Origin of the sequence: Solitalea agri (assembly GCF_023914155.1) — a bacterium.
Classification (GTDB): Bacteria; Bacteroidota; Bacteroidia; order Sphingobacteriales; family Sphingobacteriaceae; genus Solitalea; species Solitalea agri.
Map to the genome: position 1 here is coordinate 337608 of NZ_JAMWYS010000024.1, position 17898 is coordinate 355505.

A 17898-nucleotide genomic window follows, 5' to 3' on the forward strand; every position below is an offset into this window, starting at 1 on the left:
GCAATTTCACTCACATTACTTTTTATATCCAACAAGAAAAAAGGATTTACTCCTTCCTGTTTTTTTAATTGACCACTTCATTCACCACACTCCTTTCCGATCAAATAATTCATGTGATAAATGTTCGAGTAGGTTTTGGCCTGAAACAATATCAGAATAACCAACTGACAATCAAACCTACAATGCATTACAAGGTACATTGTTGTAACATATACATTGCATAGCATTTTTGTTACAGTAAACTTGCATTTCAACTGCAACCTCTCTTCTACTTTTGACGTCAGAAACATCAAACAACTAGCTGCTCCGGAACAGTTAGCTGAAAAACAACAACTAAAATTGAAAAGCAACAACTAAAACTACTAACACAACAAACAATGAAAACACTCTTTACATTTGCGCTCACAATATTGACTTTATTCACCTGTACTGTCAATGCGCAATCTATCCCATCTAATACCGGAATAACAAAAGTTTATGGCGCAGTAAAATCTCCGGATCAAAAACCAGCCGAATTTGTAACTATAGCTCTTTTACGGGCCAAAGATTCGGTTTCGGTAAAAGGATTGACTACTGACGAAACCGGAACCTTTGAATTTGTAAAAGTTAAGGAAGGAAAATACCTGCTCTCTATTTCTTCTTTTGATTATCAACCCTACTATTCGAGCGTATTTGAAATAAAAACCGATGCGACTGAAAAACATATCGAAGACATAACCTTGGCTAAAGCTGTTAAAAGCCTGAAAGAGGTTACTGTTATTGGATCGCGTCCGTTAATTGAGCAAAAGCTTGATAAAACGGTTTTAAATGTTGAAAGCAGCATTACCAGTAATGGAAGTACGGCTATTGAAGTACTGCAAAAAGCGCCTGGTATTACCGTTGACAATGAAGGAAATATCAGCCTGAAGGGAAAAAGCGGTGTAGTGGTATTGATTGATGGTAAACAAACTTATTTGTCGAATAGCGAAGTGGCCGATATGTTAAAAAACATGTCATCGAGCAGCATTAGCCAGGTTGAAATTATGACCAACCCGCCGGCAAAATACGATGCGGCAGGCAATGCCGGAGTGATCAACATTAAGTTGAAAAAAGGAACTAATACAGGTTTTAATGGCAGTGTAAATGGTTCATTTGGACAGGGTAATTATGGTAAAGGAAACGCGGGCATCAATATGAATTACCGCCAAACCTATTATAACCTATTTGGAAACTATAATTTCAGCAAACGCACCAATATGCAGGATCTTAACCTTGCTCGTGGTTTTTATGATGAAGGTAGCTTAAGTCATATTATGCTACAAAACGCTCAAATGGAAATGCCTTCACAAAACAATCGTTTTAAAACCGGTATTGATATCTTCTTAACTCCTAAACAAATATTAGGCTTTTTGGTAAACGGAAGTATTGGAGTTTGGGAAAGCCAAAATCCTACTTACTCGAAAAAAGTAAATCCAGGTATGGAAACAGAAGGCAGCTCTTTCTCAAAAAACCATATTAATGAAGACTGGAATAACTTTACTTACAACACCAATTACAAATACAGTATTGATTCAAACGGTCGTGAGTTAAGTGCCGACATTGATTTTGCTCATAATAAGTATGGTTCAAATCAGTTATACAATACTACTTTTTACAATCAACAAGGGGTGGAAGATCCTGGTACGCCTCAATTGATTCAAAAAGGGTTGATTCCTTCAAGTGCCAATATTATAGCCGCGAAAGTTGATTATACACACCCAATAAGTAAATCGGCAAAATTTGATGCCGGATTGAAAAGCAGTTTTGTATCAACTAAAAATGCAATTGATTACTATGACCAATTAAGTAACGGCGATTGGCAATTGAACGCACAAACATCAAATCATTTTGATTATGATGAGAACATCAATGCAGCCTACCTAAATTTTAGTAAAGAAATTAAAAAATTCAGTTTCCAATTAGGATTACGTGGCGAACAAACCCGCACAAAAGGAAACCAGCGTACAACTAACGATATTACCGAGCGAAACTATTTTCAATTGTTTCCAACGGCCTACATTAAGTACGAAGTGAATAAAAACAATGCCTTACAAGTTTCATATAGCCGCAGGGTTAACCGTCCGGATTATGAAAGCTTAAACCCATTTCGTAATGAACTCGACCCCTACACCTACCAACAAGGGAACCCTGATTTAAAACCACAAATTAGTAATGGGGTTGAATTTAGTCACATACTAAAAGGCAAATACACCACCACTATAAATTACAGCAAAACAACCGATGTGATGACTGACTTAACTGCTCCTGGTGCAAAGCCTAACTCAGTTTATATCACCAAGGCCAACTTAAGTACCTTGGATAACTACGGAATAAGCTTTAGTGCACCTATTAACTTTACCAAATGGTGGAGTGCTAACGCCTATGCTAATGTTTACCATAGTGGTTATAAAGGCCACTACTTAAATGACATTGTAGATCGTCAGCAAACCACCTTTAGTTTTAACGCTCAAAACACATTTACTTTTGCTGAAGGGTTTACCGGTGAAGTAAGCGGTTTTTATAACTCAAAAATGATTGAGGGCATTATTGATATCTACCCAATGTGGCAGATTTCAGCCGGAGTACAAAAATCTATATTAGATAAAAAAGGGTCAATTAAGTTAAACGTAAACGATATTTTCAATGTCCAACAGTTTAAAGGAAAAATCAAATATTCAACTATGGATATTGATGTAAAAAACCGTTGGGATAGCAGGGTTGCCACCCTTTCATTTACTTATCGCTTCGGAAATTCTAACTTAAAAACATCTCAACATAATAGCACAAGCAGTAACGAAGAGGCAAACAGAGCAAAACAAGGTAAAGATTAATAGTTTTTATTAATCATTTAGTTAGAGGTTGCCAATCGGTGACCTCTTTTTTGTTTTCAAAGTAATTATTTACTTATTATTATTTTTATTTACCAGAAACTTCATAGCAAAACCACTGATACACTTGACTTTACAAATACATAGTCTTAACTTATAGTAAGTTAACCCCACAAATAAACTTATTATGAAGAAAGCACTACTTATCCTTATTACACTCACATTAAGCCATTTCGCATTAGCCCAATTTACCCTCAAAGGCAGAGTAACCGATAAATCAGGAAATCCCATAGCCGGGGCAAGTGTAACTGAAAAGGGAACGACAAATGGAAACAGCACAAATGCCAATGGATATTACTCCTTCAAATGTTCTTCTCAAACTGCAACTATTGTTTTTTCTAATGTTGGCTATTTTGATCATGAAGAAAAATTAAACGGACAAACCACCTTAAACGCAACACTCGATGAAAACACCAGTTCACTTGCAGAAGTAGAAGTTGTGGGAACACGGAATCTAAAACGGTCGGTAACAGACTCGCCTGTTCCGGTAGATCTGATTCCTGTTAGCAAAATTGCTAATGCAACCGGTATGGTGGATATTAACACTATCCTGCAATATGCGGCACCCTCTTTTAACGCTAACAAGCAAAGTGGGTCTGATGGAGCCGATCATATTGAACCAGCTACCTTACGTGGCATGGGCCCCGACCAAACCTTGGTACTCATTAACGGTAAACGACGTCATCAATCTTCACTGGTTAACCTTTATGGCACCCGAGGACGAGGTAATACAGGTACGGATATGAATGCCATTCCTTCGGCATCAATTGAAAGAATAGAGATTTTACGTGACGGAGCCAGTGCTCAATATGGCTCAGATGCCATTGCGGGGGTTATTAACATTGTACTAAAACAATCGACAGACAAATTAGATCTGAACTTTACTGCCGGAGGTAATTCAACCGGTTATGGAGGTTCATTGGAATCAGGATCAGATATGATACTAAAAAGCATTTGGGACGGAAAACAATATAGTGGAAATGTAAATTATGGGCTAAAAGTTGGCAGTAAAGGCGGTTTTTTTAATATCACAGGTGATATAGATCATAAAGACAAAACCTATCGCCCTAACTACACTACCTTATATCCTGATAATTACCGCGCAGAATTTGGCGATGCCTCTTATACCAACTACTCTTTTATGCTCAACAGCCGTATTCCCTTGAAAAAAGACGCCGAAGTTTATTTTTTCGGAGGGCTTAACAAGCGCGATGGCGATGCCTTTGCCTGGACACGTGACCCGGAAAGTGAGAGAAATGTGATAGAAATTTATCCGAATGGATTCAACCCACATATTGGATCAAATATTACCGATTACTCAGGTTCTGGCGGAGTACGCACCAAAATTTGGGGATGGAACTCGGACTTCAATGCAACCTACGGCCGAAACCGTTTTGAATATGATGTTACTCACACCTTAAATGCATCACTAGAAGCAGCTTCTCCAACGAGTTTTAAAGCTGGAGGGTTTTATTTAGGGCAGTTTGATGTAAGCGCCAACTTTAGTAAAACATTACAAAAGGCCTTAAACGGTAACGGTATAAGTTTGGCCTGGGGACTTGAATTCAGAAATGAACAATATAAAATTTTTGCCGGGAATGAGGACTCATGGAAACAATACGGACCCGTTATCTTTAGCATCGATAATACAACTACTCCCCCAGATACAACATTCAGACCTGGAGGAGCCCAAGGATTCCCAGGCTTTCAACCCAAAGATGTGATATCACAATCTCGTAATAACATTGGTGGATACCTGGATACCGAATTCGATTTAACTAAAGAATGGATGGTAGCGGCTGCCATAAGATTTGAAAACTATAGCGATTTTGGCTCTACTACAAACTTTAAGATTGCAACGCGTTACAAAGCATCACCAAATGTAAATATCCGTGGATCATTTAGTTCGGGCTTTAGGGCTCCTTCATTACCGCAAATTGCTTTTAGTTCAACGTTTACCAATGTTGCTGCCGGTAAAATTGTTGACCAGGTAATTGCTCCGAACCATAGCGACCTGGCATTTAAAGCGGGTATTCCGAGGTTAAAAGAAGAGAAATCGTTAAATGCGAGTTTAGGATTCACTGCAAAACCAATTAATAATTTATCGTTAACTTTTGATGGATACTGGGTACAAGTAAAAGACCGCATTGTACTTACTGGTTTATTTACCAGTGACGATGATGTCATTGGCTCTACTTTAGAAGAAATGAACGTTGGCGCGGCTCAATTCTTTACAAACGCTGTTGACACCCGTACTTATGGTCTTGACATCATAACTTCCTATGCAATCCCTCTAGGGGCCAATACCTTAAACACCACCTTTGCTGCCAACTTTAATAAAATGGAATTAGATGCCATTCATACAACTCCGGCATTAGAGGGCAAAGAAGATATTTATTTTGGACCGCGTGAAAAAAGTTTCTTGCTTGCTTCAGCACCACATTTTAAAATCAATTTAAGCTTTGATTACAGAATGAAAAAATCAGAGATTTTCTTACGATTCAATCAATTCTCTGGAGTAGACTTAACGAACTGGAATGATAAAGTAGATGAATATGCTGCAAAAGTCACTACTGATCTTTCTTATAGTTACACCTTTAATAAACATGTTAATTTTACTGTGGGAGGCAATAACATATTCGACGTTTATCCTAGCCACCACGACCCTGCAGCAACCGAAAGTGGAGGCATGTGGGATGCGGTTCAAATGGGCTTTAGCGGGGCCTATTTCTTTGGACGATTTGGCTTTAATTTTTAAAAACCATCTATTTTAAACATGAAAAAGGAGCTTATCGATAAGCTCCTTTTTCGTTCCTAAACAAAACAACTTATTTGTTAGGCTGCGGTGTATAGCGCAAATAAGGTTTTACAATTCGATGGCCTTTAGGGAAACGCGCGGGAACATCTTCGGTTGGGATTGAATTAACAATAATACATTCGTCACCGTCTTTCCAATCAACTGGGGTAGCCACACTGTGATTAGCTGTTAATTGTAATGAATCGATCACGCGCAAAATTTCCTGAAAATTTCTTCCGGTTGAGGCCGGATAAGTTAATGTTAATTTGATCTTTTTGTCTGGACCAATGACAAAAACCGAACGCACTGTTAGGGTATCAGAAGCATTGGGGTGAATCATACCGTAAAGATTAGCCACCTCCTTGGTAGGATCGGCAATAATCGGGAAGTTCACTTCCGTATTTTGAGTTTCATTAATGTCTTTGATCCAACCTAAATGTGATTCCAGGGGATCTACACTAATGGCAATTACTTTTACATTTCGTTTATCGAATTCAGCCTTTAATTGTGCAGTTCGTCCAAGTTCAGTAGTACAAACCGGAGTATAATCGGCTGGATGAGAATAAAAAACACCCCAGCTATTGCCTAAATAATCATGAAAGTCGATTTCTCCAATAGTTGTTTGCGCTTTAAAATTAGGGGCGATATCGCCAAGTTTCAGTTCCATAGTATGTTGCTTTTATCGGGTTTGAATTTTTAATATAATCAAATTTAATAACAATTATTCAATAAAATAGTTTTCCTATTGGTTAAATAGATTTAAAATAAAAAACAAGTAAAGCCTTATAATCAGCTCTGCCTCTAATCATTAAAATCCTTATTTTAGCTTAATAAATAAGGATTTAAGGTTCCTTTGTAAGGAACTGACATTTAAATATTTATTTTAATAACGACCATCATTTTGAAAACATTTATTCCCAGCGAATACCAGCTTAACTATCCTGAATTACGAATTCTGTTAGCTTTTCTTTTAGGAGCATTAATTGGTACAGAACGTCAGTTGCGCCATAAAATGGCTGGAATGCGAACTAATGCATTAGTATCGGTAGGTTCAGCACTTTTTGTGGTTGTAAGTGTAAGGATATTAGGTGATCAATCCAGTGCCGCGCGGGTGGTAGCACAAATCGCATCAGGCATTGGCTTTTTGGGAGCCGGTGTAATTATGAAAGACAGTTTTAATATTACTGGGTTAAATACAGCTGCTACCATTTGGTGCTCAGGTGCCATTGGAGCATTATGCGGAATGGGCTTTTGGTACGAAGCTGTTGTGGGGAGTATTTTTGTACTACTTTCTCATCTTTTGCTTCGTCCATTAGGCAAAAAAGTAGTGAACAAATATTCTACCTACGAAACTGGTGAACACCGATATACGTTAAAAGTCAATTGTGCCATAACCGCTGAAGACAGGATAAGGGATCAGCTGCTTGCTTATATCGACAAGTTTAAGATGCGCATTATTAATCTTACCCTTGAATACGACAAAGTAAAAAAGGAATCATTGATCTCCATCGAGGTATTGAGCTATCAGGCCAACAATTCCGATATCATAAAGATTATGCAACAGATAAATGATGATAATGATGTATCACTAGCCTTTTGGGAAGTTGAAGTGGATAATCGCTAATTATTCATTAATTGCTTTCCACAATAAATCTTTCAATTCAGTGATCCCTTTCTGAGCAACTGATGAAATAAACTGAGCAGGAATACCCTTCGGCAACTCCTTTTTCATTTCAGCAATCAATTCATCATCGAGCATATCACTCTTGGTAATAGCTAATACTCTTGGTTTATCTAAAAGCTCGGGGTTGAACTGACGAATTTCACTTAATAAAATTTCATACTCTTGCTTAATATCCTTGCTATCAGCAGGAACCATAAACAATAGCACCGAATTTCGTTCTATATGGCGTAAGAATCGTAATCCTAAGCCTCTACCTTCAGCAGCACCTTCAATAATTCCCGGAATATCAGCCATTACAAACGACTTATTATTACGGTAAGCTACTACACCCAGATTTGGCACCATAGTGGTAAATGGATAATCAGCAATTTCAGGCTTGGCAGCAGAAACCACCGATAACAAAGTTGATTTACCAGCATTTGGAAAACCTACCAAACCTACGTCGGCTAATAATTTCAGTTCAAGCACTCTCCATTCTTCCTTACCAGATTCTCCAGGTTGAGCAAAACGCGGTGTTTGATTTGTTGGTGATTTAAAATGCCAGTTTCCTAAGCCTCCTCTTCCTCCAGGTGTTATAACCTTTGTTTCTCCATCCTGTGTGATCTCCATTATAATCTCATCAGTTTCAGCATCTTTAACTACTGTCCCCAATGGCACTTCCAGTACTTCATCATTACCTTGTGCCCCTGTTTGCAAAGCAGCTCTACCACCTTCGCCGTTTTCAGCAATAACATGCTTACGGTATTTAAGGTGAAGTAGTGTCCAAAGTTGACTGTTACCTCTTACAATAACATGGCCTCCACGACCGCCATCACCACCATCCGGACCACCTTTAGCAGTCTTTTTATCACGGTGTAAATGGGAAGACCCGGCACCACCTGCACCTGAACGGCAACAGATACGTACATAATCAACAAAATTGGAACCCTGACTCATAAGTCGAATATTAAGATTTGAACTCTTTAAGTTAAAAATTTAATTACTACGATTAAAAGAAAGAAGTACGAAACCAGAGAAGGAAACAGCTTCCTACTTCTGACTTCGTACTTCCTAAATCGTATTTTTAAAATTAATAGGAGTCTACAACAGTGCAGATGTTATTGAAAATTTCTTCAATGACACCAATACCGTATACACCGGTAAATTTATCTTGTCCCTTGTAGTAATTAGCTACTGGAGCAGTTTTATTATTGTATTCGTCGATACGCTTTTGGATAATTTCAGGATTTTGATCATCAGCACGACCAGAATCTTTACCACGTAATAACAAGCGTTTTTTCAATTCTTCGTTTTCAACTTCTAATGCGATCATTCCAGAAATGGCCGTATTTTTTGAAGTTAATAACTGATCCAAGGCCTCTGCCTGAGCAACAGTTCTTGGAAAACCATCAAAAATAAATCCTTTAGCATCGACATTGGCATCAAGTTTATTACTGATCATACCAATTACCACTTCATCTGGCACCAAAACTCCCTGATCCATCAACTTCTTTGCCTCTAAACCCAATTCGGTACCGGCTGCAATTTCAGCACGAAGAATATCTCCGGTTGATAAATGCACCAACTGGTACTTGTCGATTAACTTTTGTGATTGAGTTCCTTTGCCAGCTCCCGGAGGGCCGAATAAAACTAAGTTCAGCATGTTTAAGTTGGTTAAAAACTAAAATAGCCTGCCATTTGCTGACAGGCTATTGATTGAATTTTGGTGGACCCAAAGGGAGTCGAACCCCTAACCTTCTGATCCGTAGTCAGATGCTCTATCCAATTAAGCTATGGGTCCTTCTTTTTATTTGAAGGCCGCTATCGTTGTAACGGGAGTGCAAATATAAGGAGGTTTTTAAGTTTGCCAAAAGATTTTTCAAAAAAAACTGACTGTATATTATTTCAGCTTCATTTTCAGGCAAATAAATTTCATTTCGTTATTCTCAAAGATCCTATCAAGTGCTTTTTGAGTACTTATCACATTTAAAAATTATCACTTTTTCCTTACTGAAACATCAGATTAAGTTATATGCAGTATTTTTAAATGCAGCGATTAATGCTTAAATTGATAATATCTAAATTAAAAACATTCCTATAAACACTAATAAATTCGCTATGAAGAAGCTCTCTATCATTCTCTTAATTGTTATTGGCACCTCATTGAGTGTCTCCGCCCAAAACTTCAGAATTAACGGTTATACATCTTATGTTTTCGACGACGCTATTGATTCATACTACAGTGAAACAAGATTTTTCGAGGGCCAAGTTAACGGCGGCTTTCAATGGGGTCTCGGTATCGAATACATGCTACCTACTAATGGCGCTAAACAATATGGTGTAGAACTCAGTTATTTTCGCCAGGACACCAAAGCTCCTTTAACTTATTATGATCCAAATGACATCGTAGACCATATAGATAAAACCAATTTCGATTTAGGCCTAAACTTTATAATGCTAGGTGGAAATGGTTATGTGAAAGTAAATCCAAAAGTGGAACCATTTGGCGGGTTTGCCGCTGGTGTGGCTATTTTAGATCTTACTAACCCAAATAATAAAAAAAGTGATAGTGCCACTAAATTTGCATGGAGTATAAAAGGAGGAGCAAATATCTATGTTACACCTAAAGTTGCCCTAAAACTCCAGGCTAGTCTACTGTCTTCAGTACAAGCGGTAGGAGGAGGTTTATATTTTGGTACAGGGGGAGCAGGAGCAGGTGTTAGCAGTTATTCATCAATGCTACAACTTATACTTGGCGGAGGTTTAACGCTGAACTTGAACTAGATAAAAAAATTGAGATGTGAGGAATATCCTTCAAAGATATCTCACATCTCATTTCTCAATTCTAACTTCTTATTTTTTATCCCCTTTAGGTTTCGAAATCGATTCACGCATTTCGGTATCAGCTTTCATATTTTGCATGCGGTAATAATCCATGATACCCATATTACCTGATTTAAATGCATCTGCCATTGCTTTAGGAATCTCAGCTTCAGCTTCAATTACTTTTGCACGGGCATCTTGCGCTTTAGCGCGCATCTCTTGCTCTAAAGCCACCGCCATCGCTCTGCGTTCTTCGGCACGGGCATTGGCCACCTTCAAATCGGCCTCGGCCTGATCGGCTTGCAGTTTTGCACCAATATTTTCACCAATGTCGATGTCTGCAATATCAATAGAAAGAATTTCAAAGGCGGTTCCTGAATCCAATCCTTTTCCCAAAACCACTTTAGAAATACGATCAGGATTCTCCAATACTTCTTTATGATTTACAGCTGAACCAATAGTAGTTACTATTCCCTCTCCCACACGTGCAAGAATTGTTTCTTCTCCAGCCCCTCCTACTAACTGATTAATATTAGCACGAACAGTAACCATAGCTTTAGCTACAAGCTGAATACCATCTTTAGCCACAGCGGCCACAGGGGGAGTGTTTATTACACGAGGATTTACTGAAAGTTGAACCGCCTCAAACACATCTCTTCCAGCCAAATCAATAGCTGTAGCCAGTTTAAAATCTAAAGGAATATTTGCTTTATCCGCAGAAATCAAGGCCTTAATTACATTATTCACGTGCCCACCAGCCAAATAGTGTGTTTCAATGTCATTGCTGGTAATTTTCAAACCGGCTTTTGTGGAGGTGATCATCGCATTTACTACCAATGCAGGTGGCACTTTACGTAAACGCATCAGTACCAAATTAATTAAACTCACCGGTGCTCCTGAAAGCCAGGCAGTAAACCAAAGATTTACAGGAAAAAGGTAAAGAAAAACGAAAAGCGCTATAATTGCGCCTACAACAAATAATATTAGGGTAATTGGCTCCATTGATTATATCTGATTTAAACGATAGATTGTTTGATGCCTAAATATGCAATAAAAAATCAAACTAACCTTGATTATAAAAAACAAGCCGTAACCAATATGGCTACGGCTCGTTTAATATTTTACGAAAGATTTATTTTAGTGCTTCGTTTATTGCCGAAAAATTTGGCAGCTCACCTGCATTCTCCAACACCTCTGCGTATTTAACAAATCCTTCTTCATCAATCACAAAAGCAGCTCGTTTAGCCACTCCTTTTAAGCCCATTGCAAATATTTCATATTGCGCGCCAAAGGCTTTTGATACCTCTTTGTTAAAATCAGAAAGTAATGGAAACTGATAGTTATTTTCTTCCTTATACTTAGCTAAGGTAAAAGGAGTATCAATTGAGATTCCTAAAACCTGTGCGTTCATTCCCTCATAGTAACCGAAATTATCTCGCATAGTGCACAACTGAGTGGTACACACACTGGTAAAAGCAAATGGAAAAAAATGGATGATTACTTTTTTACCCTTGAAATCGCTTAGTGAAACTTCTGCTTTTTCGGTATTGAAAAGTTTAAATTCTGGTGCTTTGCTGCCGATAGTTAATGACATATTTTAAGAGTTTATACTACGAATTTATTTAAATACGATTAATTATGAACATTTCAGATCAACTACTTAATTAGAGCCAATTGCTTATCCATTATTGCCAGGCCTTCTTCAAACGTATGAGGTTGATATCCTAGTACAGCGTTTGATTTATCCAGAATAAAACCAGTCTTAACCGGGCGTTTAGCAGGTTGATTTAAGCCTTCGGCAGAAATTGGAGTGATCAATGATTTATCCAAACCCCAGAAATCAGCTATTCTCTCCACTATTTCGAGAATGCTCATAAAGTCTTTTCCTGAAGCATTAAAAACTCCTTGAGCCTTTTTTTCCACTGCAAGAATGCAAGCATCAGCTAAATCTTCAGCCAAGGTAGGATTACGGAACTGATCATTTACAACATTAATTGATTTTTTGCTTTCCAATGCTCCTTTTGCCCAAAGTACAATATTACTTCGGCTCATATCTTTTACTACACCGTAAACAATAATAGTCCTTAATATTGCATAGTCAATATCACTTTGCTTCAACAGTTCTTCCGACTCAAGTTTAGTTTGTCCATAGTAGCTCAAGGGATTCGGGGCTGCATCTTCGTCGTAGGGCCCGTTAGCTCCATCAAAAATGAAATCAGTTGAAAGATGAACAAAGTGTGATTGGTTTGCCTTGCACGCTTCAATAAAATAGGCCACCGAGTCAACGTTTAACTGCTTACACAACTCCTTTTCAGCTTCACAGGCGTCCACATTGGTCATAGCAGCAGTATGAATAACATGATCCGGTTTATATATATTCATGATATTCAATACTTCATCTCTTTTGGTTACATCTAAACTTTCGTAGATGTACCCCTCCTCACAATAGCGATCCTCACCTTTTGCAGTGGCTATAACCTCAAATTGTGAATTATTACGGATTTTATCCAGTAATTTTTGACCTAACAAGCCATTGCTGCCCGTTATCAATACTTTTTTTGACATATTATATAGTGCTGAAAGAAAGACCTAATTAGTTTCCTATTCTTTATTGTTTCGGAAGCAAATTTTGCCATTTTTTTAAAACAAACAGGATTATCTAGAATAGATTTTTCGAATTAACTAAATTTTATAATGAGCTTGTATAAGAATGTTAAAAAATGATGAAAAAAGGGGTTTGCATTTCTTTAAAAAAATTTATCTTTGCGACACTTAAAATTCAGCCTTAAAAGGCTTAATAACAAAGAAAAAAGTTCAAAATTATGCCAAATATTGGGAAAATTGCTCAGATCATCGGTCCTGTAGTTGACGTTAGCTTTGCAAACGATGCTACTTTACCAAAGATTTACGACGCGTTAATCGTAACAAAAGAGAACGGACAGAAAGTTGTACTAGAAGTACAGCAACACTTAGGTGAGGATCGTGTACGTACAGTAGCGATGGACTCTACTGACGGTTTAGTACGCGGTATGGACGCTGTTGATACCGGTTCAGCTATTAAAATGCCTATCGGTGACGCTATCAAAGGTCGTTTGTTCAACGTTGTTGGTGAAGCGATTGATGGTATTGACCAAGTTTCTAATGAAGGCGGTTACGCAATTCACAATAAACCACCTAAGTTCGACGAATTAAGTACCGAAACTGAAGTATTATTCACCGGTATTAAAGTTATCGACTTATTAGAGCCTTATGCAAAAGGTGGTAAAATTGGTTTATTCGGTGGTGCCGGTGTAGGTAAAACCGTATTGATCATGGAGTTGGTAAACAACATCGCTAAAGCATATGCAGGTTTATCGGTATTTGCTGGTGTTGGTGAGCGTACTCGTGAAGGTAACGACTTATTACGTGAGTTCATTGAATCAGGCGTAATTAACTACGGCGATGAGTTTAAACACTCTATGGAAGCCGGAGGTTGGGACCTTTCTAAAGTTGACAAAGACAAACTTAAAGACTCTAAAGCTACATTGGTGTTCGGTCAGATGAACGAGCCTCCTGGTGCACGTGCTCGTGTTGCGTTGTCAGGCTTAACTGTAGCTGAATACTTCCGTGATGGTGATGAGCAATCGGGTGGTCGTGATATCTTATTCTTCATCGATAACATTTTCCGTTTCACTCAGGCAGGTTCTGAGGTATCAGCGCTTTTAGGTCGTATGCCTTCAGCGGTAGGTTACCAACCAACACTTGCTACTGAGATGGGTTTAATGCAAGAGCGTATCACTTCAACTAAACGTGGTTCAATTACTTCAGTACAGGCTGTATACGTACCTGCCGATGACTTAACTGACCCTGCTCCTGCTACTACTTTCGCCCACTTGGACGCAACTACTGTATTGAGTCGTAAAATTGCTGAGTTAGGTATCTATCCTGCGGTGGATCCATTGGATTCTACTTCACGTATCCTTTCTCCAGCTGTATTAGGTGATGCTCACTATGGTACCGCTCAACGTGTTAAAAACATCTTACAACGTTACAAAGAGTTACAAGATATCATCGCGATCTTAGGTATGGATGAATTATCTGAAGAAGATAAATTAACTGTATCACGTGCTCGTCGTGTTCAACGTTTCTTATCACAACCTTTCCACGTAGCTGAGCAGTTTACCGGCTTAAAAGGTGTATTGGTTGATATCAAAGATACTATCAAAGGCTTCAATATGATTATGGATGGTGAAGTGGATGAATATCCTGAATCAGCATTCAACCTTGTAGGTACCATCGAAGATGCTATCGAAAAAGGTAAAAAATTATTAGCTGAAGCAAACGCGTAATTTCGATTTGAGATATGAGATATGAGATTTGAGACAAAAAGGTCTTCAATTTCATATCTCAAATCTCACATCTCAAATCTTAATACTATGATTTTAGACATTTTAACACCTGATAAAAAAGTATTTTCGGGCGAAGTAATTTCGGTAACCGTACCTGGTAAAGCGGGTTCATTCCAGATTTTGGAAAATCACGCTGCCATTATCTCTACATTAGATAACGGTTTAGTAGAAATTCGCTTAACTGATAAATCTCAGGAATTATTCAACATTAAAGGTGGTGTGGTAGAAGTACTTAAAAACAAGGTAGTTGTACTTGCCGACGGTGTTGTAGAAGAATAAGAAATAATTTTTCTAAAGAAATAAAAAATCCCGCTAATCAAATTTAGCGGGATTTTTTATGCCTAAATATTGACCTTCCGTTAAGAACCTTAATTTGCGCCCAACAGGGCCCCTCTGTATCATTAACAGTCTGAATTCTAGCTTTGAAATAAGACTTCAAAAAAATCACAAACGACTACCCCGTCTACCTCACTTAATTCGTCAAATTAAAAAACAACAGCATGTCCGACAAATTATCAAAAACAGAGGAAAGTCACCTCTATTTGAGAGCACTTAGAATAAAAAAAGATTATCACAGGAGTCCGTAGCATTTAAAATCAATATATCCCAAAACTCTTATTGGAAGATTGAAAATGGTAGAACGAGCCTAACAGTAGATCAATTAAATTCGCTAGCAGCAATTTTTGAAATAACATCAAGTGAATTACTAAATGAGCTAGGTTATTAATAAGAAGCTTTGTAAAGGGCAAACTCTTCCCTAGGAGGCCTGATTGAAGAAGTACTTAAAAACAAAGTAGTTGTACTTGCCGATGGTGTTGTAGAAGAAGAAATTTATAAAAAGAAATGACAAAGCCTGCCTAAGAAATTAAGCAGGCTTTTTGCTTTTATATGTCTCGTCCTGAAAAAAGTTGACTAAAAACTAGTCAACAAAATGAAAATCAAAGAGAACAAAATCAAATCAGGAGCCCGTTCTGTCAAGTATGGGGAATGGTTCAAAAGAGCAGTTGTAGCCGAGTATGAAAAGGGGATCTTGAACAAAGATCAGATTCAGTTAAAATATGGCATAGGAGGAAATTCCCGGGTATTGGAATGGTGCCGAAAATACGGTAAGTTACACTACCCTGAACAAGGTTCAACAGGCCGTCCTATGAAAGACCCTCAAAAACAGCGTATCAAGGAGCTTGAACAACAATTGAAAGAAGCCAAGCTGCAACTATTGGCCTATGAAAAGCTCATTTCCATTGCAGAGTAAGCTGAAGGCATCCGTATTTTAAAAAACGACGCAGCCAAACAATTCAAGAGCTTGTCAAAACCTACCCGCGGAAAGTGAGCATGTTTTGCAAGTTGTTTGGCTATACTAAACAAGCTTATTACAAACAGTGTAGCAATTTCAAAGATGCTTCAGGTAACGAAAAGCAGGCCCTGGCAGCAGTGGTGCAGCTACGTCGACAGTTACCGCGTTTAGGCACCCGGAAAATGCATTTCCTGCTGAAGGAGGAGTTTAGCTGCAAGCAGTTGAAAATAGGACGGGATAAGTTGTTTAGACTGTTGAGACGGGAAGGCTTGCTGATTAGTAAACGAAAGAAATATACCGTAACAACCTTTTCTAAACACTGGATGCATAAATACCCTAACAAGATCAAAGACATTCATTTGAACAGACCTGAACAATTGTGGGTAGCCGATATTACCTACTTGGCCACCCGAGAGGGTAATGCTTACTTGCATCTGATTACCGATGCCTATTCCAAGCAGGTAATGGGTTATGAGCTTTGTGCTGACTTAGAAGCAGCTTCTTCATTGAAAGCCTTGACAATGGCGCTTAAGAACAGGCAATATCCTCATCAACAACTGATTCACCATTCTGATCGCGGTTTGCAATATTGCAGTAAACTCTATGTCAATGAGCTGAAAAGAAACGGGATTCAAATTAGCATGACAGAAAATGGTGATCCTTATGAAAATGCGATCGCCGAACGGATGAACGGCATCCTGAAAGATGAGTTTGGTTTGGGTGAAGAACTAGAAGACCATCAACAAGCGGCTAAGCTAACCCACCAAGGTGTTAATTATTATAACAGTCTAAGACCGCATCTGAGCTGTGATAAACCTACAAAAAAACCTCAAGCATTTTTGTAGATGTTTGAGGTTTTTTATAAAAATTTGTATCACAAAAATAGTCAACCTATTTCAGGACCTTACAATATGCTAGCTTTCGTTAACACCCAATCCAATTTTCTATGGCTTTTCAGCATAAGATTTAACATCGTCGTAAGATTTCACAGAAAAAGCAACAGGTTCAGAACTTGCATTTGAAAAAATTTGGATTTGGTCTTCGAAAACACCGGTCTGTTTGACGCGAGCTTTAATGTAAGCTTGTGCCCCGGGAGCTATTGCTTTTCTATCCCAGGTTAAGCGGGTTGAAGGAACTGAGCATTTTACTTTTTTTAACACTAAGGTCCTTTTCCCTTTATTCATAAAGTAAATTATAATTTCTTTCTCTTCTCCGGGTTTATTTTCGCGAAGGCTATACTTTGGCCTATCAAGAGCCAAAACCGGTTCATTACTCTGCAGAAAGCTATTATCCTCAATAAATTTTAATTCAGGCCTTAGAGAGGTATACAAGAGCGTATCCAGCTTTTCATTAAAGGTTAGGGCATTTTGAGCATATTTTTTTGCCTGAGTAGTATCCCCAACAGCAAAATAGTATTTACTAAGCAAGTAATTATTGTAGAAATAAGGCTTTTTAGCTATTGAATTTAACAAACTGTCTTTCATCCACTCTTTTTTATGCTGACCCTTCAATTCTGCATATTTCACCTGTAAAACCTGATCTAAAAATAAGGGAAGTTCTTTCTTTTCAATGTTCCATTGATTTGAACAATATTTGTAAAGGGAGTCTGTTTTTGATTGATCAACTTGTTTTAATACCTCCAAAAAACATTTATAATAACCATGCTGGATAGTTGTAATAAATTTCCCTTTCGGAGATATAATGTACGTGGAGGGATATCCATTATTATATAACCATTGACTTACCCACCTATTCTCAGGATTTCCTGCATTAATTTTATAAAAGAGGTATTTGGAAGGATTAGACTCCTTATAAAAATTATCAGTAATATTTTTAGCGAGAATATCATAAATCGCATTCTCCCCTTGAGTAGTAATTGCAATTAATGTTTTGTTTTTCCGCTTTGCCTTTTTAATGGCTTGTTGCATGGAGCCTTCCCTTATTTCTATTCCCGATTTCGGACTACAACCAATTAAGGCTATACAGAATAATAATATCGTTTTTCTTAAAAATTTGGGCATACTATC

General features: G+C 37.9%; 15 protein-coding genes, 1 tRNA gene and 1 pseudogene. 9 read left to right on the forward strand and 8 right to left on the reverse strand.

Annotation, left to right across the window (positions count from 1 at the left end):
• Positions 1-377: 377 nt before the first annotated feature.
• Together NF867_RS06215 and NF867_RS06220 are read left to right on the forward strand one after the other, a co-directional pair.
• Positions 378-2849: a TonB-dependent receptor domain-containing protein gene (locus tag NF867_RS06215; protein ID WP_252586859.1), complete on the forward strand. Its 2472-nt coding sequence runs from the start codon at positions 378-380 to the stop codon at positions 2847-2849.
• A gap of 184 nt (positions 2850-3033) precedes the next feature.
• A complete protein-coding gene (locus NF867_RS06220; protein WP_252586861.1) occupies positions 3034-5664 on the forward strand; it encodes a TonB-dependent receptor in 2631 nt (876 codons plus the stop codon).
• 70 nt (positions 5665-5734) lie between these two features.
• Here the strand turns inward: NF867_RS06220 and NF867_RS06225 are convergent, their stop codons facing one another.
• On the reverse strand, positions 5735-6370 hold the full coding sequence (locus tag NF867_RS06225) for a peroxiredoxin (protein WP_252586863.1): 636 nt from the start codon (positions 6368-6370) through the stop codon (positions 5735-5737).
• 234 nt (positions 6371-6604) lie between these two features.
• On the opposite strand from NF867_RS06225, the gene NF867_RS06230 reads away from it, so the two are divergent.
• Positions 6605-7327: an MgtC/SapB family protein gene (locus NF867_RS06230; RefSeq protein WP_252586865.1), complete on the forward strand. Its 723-nt coding sequence runs from the start codon at positions 6605-6607 to the stop codon at positions 7325-7327.
• Here NF867_RS06230 and obgE read toward each other — a convergent pair whose 3' ends face one another.
• The 3 genes from obgE to NF867_RS06245 all read right to left on the reverse strand — a co-directional run bounded on the left by obgE (position 7328) and on the right by NF867_RS06245 (position 9167).
• The gene (gene obgE / locus NF867_RS06235) at positions 7328-8323 is read right to left on the reverse strand and encodes a GTPase ObgE (RefSeq protein ID WP_252586867.1); all 996 of its coding nucleotides are present in this window, start codon (positions 8321-8323) and stop codon (positions 7328-7330) included.
• A 133-nt stretch (positions 8324-8456) separates the two neighbouring features.
• The gene (locus NF867_RS06240; RefSeq protein WP_252586869.1) at positions 8457-9029 is read right to left on the reverse strand and encodes an adenylate kinase; all 573 of its coding nucleotides are present in this window, start codon (positions 9027-9029) and stop codon (positions 8457-8459) included.
• A 61-nt stretch (positions 9030-9090) separates the two neighbouring features.
• Positions 9091-9167: transfer RNA gene (locus tag NF867_RS06245), tRNA-Arg, on the reverse strand.
• A gap of 317 nt (positions 9168-9484) precedes the next feature.
• Here NF867_RS06245 and NF867_RS06250 point away from each other — a divergent pair.
• Positions 9485-10150: an outer membrane beta-barrel protein gene (locus tag NF867_RS06250; protein ID WP_252586871.1), complete on the forward strand. Its 666-nt coding sequence runs from the start codon at positions 9485-9487 to the stop codon at positions 10148-10150.
• A 69-nt stretch (positions 10151-10219) separates the two neighbouring features.
• Here the strand turns inward: NF867_RS06250 and floA are convergent, their stop codons facing one another.
• From floA to NF867_RS06265, 3 genes are all read right to left on the reverse strand, one after another.
• Positions 10220-11191: a flotillin-like protein FloA gene (gene floA, locus NF867_RS06255; protein ID WP_252586872.1), complete on the reverse strand. Its 972-nt coding sequence runs from the start codon at positions 11189-11191 to the stop codon at positions 10220-10222.
• A 130-nt stretch (positions 11192-11321) separates the two neighbouring features.
• The gene (locus tag NF867_RS06260; RefSeq protein WP_252586873.1) at positions 11322-11783 is read right to left on the reverse strand and encodes a redoxin domain-containing protein; all 462 of its coding nucleotides are present in this window, start codon (positions 11781-11783) and stop codon (positions 11322-11324) included.
• Between the two features lie 62 nt (positions 11784-11845).
• Positions 11846-12754 (reverse strand): SDR family oxidoreductase, encoded by a 909-nt coding sequence (locus tag NF867_RS06265; RefSeq protein WP_252586875.1) that lies wholly within the window; start codon positions 12752-12754, stop codon positions 11846-11848.
• 257 nt (positions 12755-13011) lie between these two features.
• Here NF867_RS06265 and atpD point away from each other — a divergent pair, with 257 nt between their 5' ends.
• From atpD to NF867_RS06285, 5 genes and pseudogenes are all read left to right on the forward strand, one after another.
• Positions 13012-14517 (forward strand): F0F1 ATP synthase subunit beta, encoded by a 1506-nt coding sequence (gene atpD / locus NF867_RS06270; RefSeq protein WP_252586877.1) that lies wholly within the window; start codon positions 13012-13014, stop codon positions 14515-14517.
• Between the two features lie 87 nt (positions 14518-14604).
• Complete coding sequence (atpC, locus tag NF867_RS06275; RefSeq protein ID WP_252586878.1) at positions 14605-14856, forward strand: ATP synthase F1 subunit epsilon; 252 nt, start codon at positions 14605-14607, stop codon at positions 14854-14856.
• Positions 14857-15148: 292 nt separating this feature from the next.
• Positions 15149-15304 (forward strand): annotated as a pseudogene (locus tag NF867_RS18450) (helix-turn-helix domain-containing protein); the annotation flags it as partial.
• Positions 15305-15508: 204 nt separating this feature from the next.
• A complete protein-coding gene (locus NF867_RS06280; protein WP_252586880.1) occupies positions 15509-15829 on the forward strand; it encodes a hypothetical protein in 321 nt (106 codons plus the stop codon).
• 41 nt (positions 15830-15870) lie between these two features.
• Complete coding sequence (locus NF867_RS06285) at positions 15871-16716, forward strand: IS3 family transposase (RefSeq protein ID WP_341870033.1); 846 nt, start codon at positions 15871-15873, stop codon at positions 16714-16716.
• A gap of 99 nt (positions 16717-16815) precedes the next feature.
• On the opposite strand, the gene NF867_RS06290 is transcribed toward NF867_RS06285, so the two are convergent.
• Complete coding sequence (locus tag NF867_RS06290) at positions 16816-17892, reverse strand: DUF1573 domain-containing protein (protein WP_252586882.1); 1077 nt, start codon at positions 17890-17892, stop codon at positions 16816-16818.
• Positions 17893-17898: the final 6 nt, after the last annotated feature.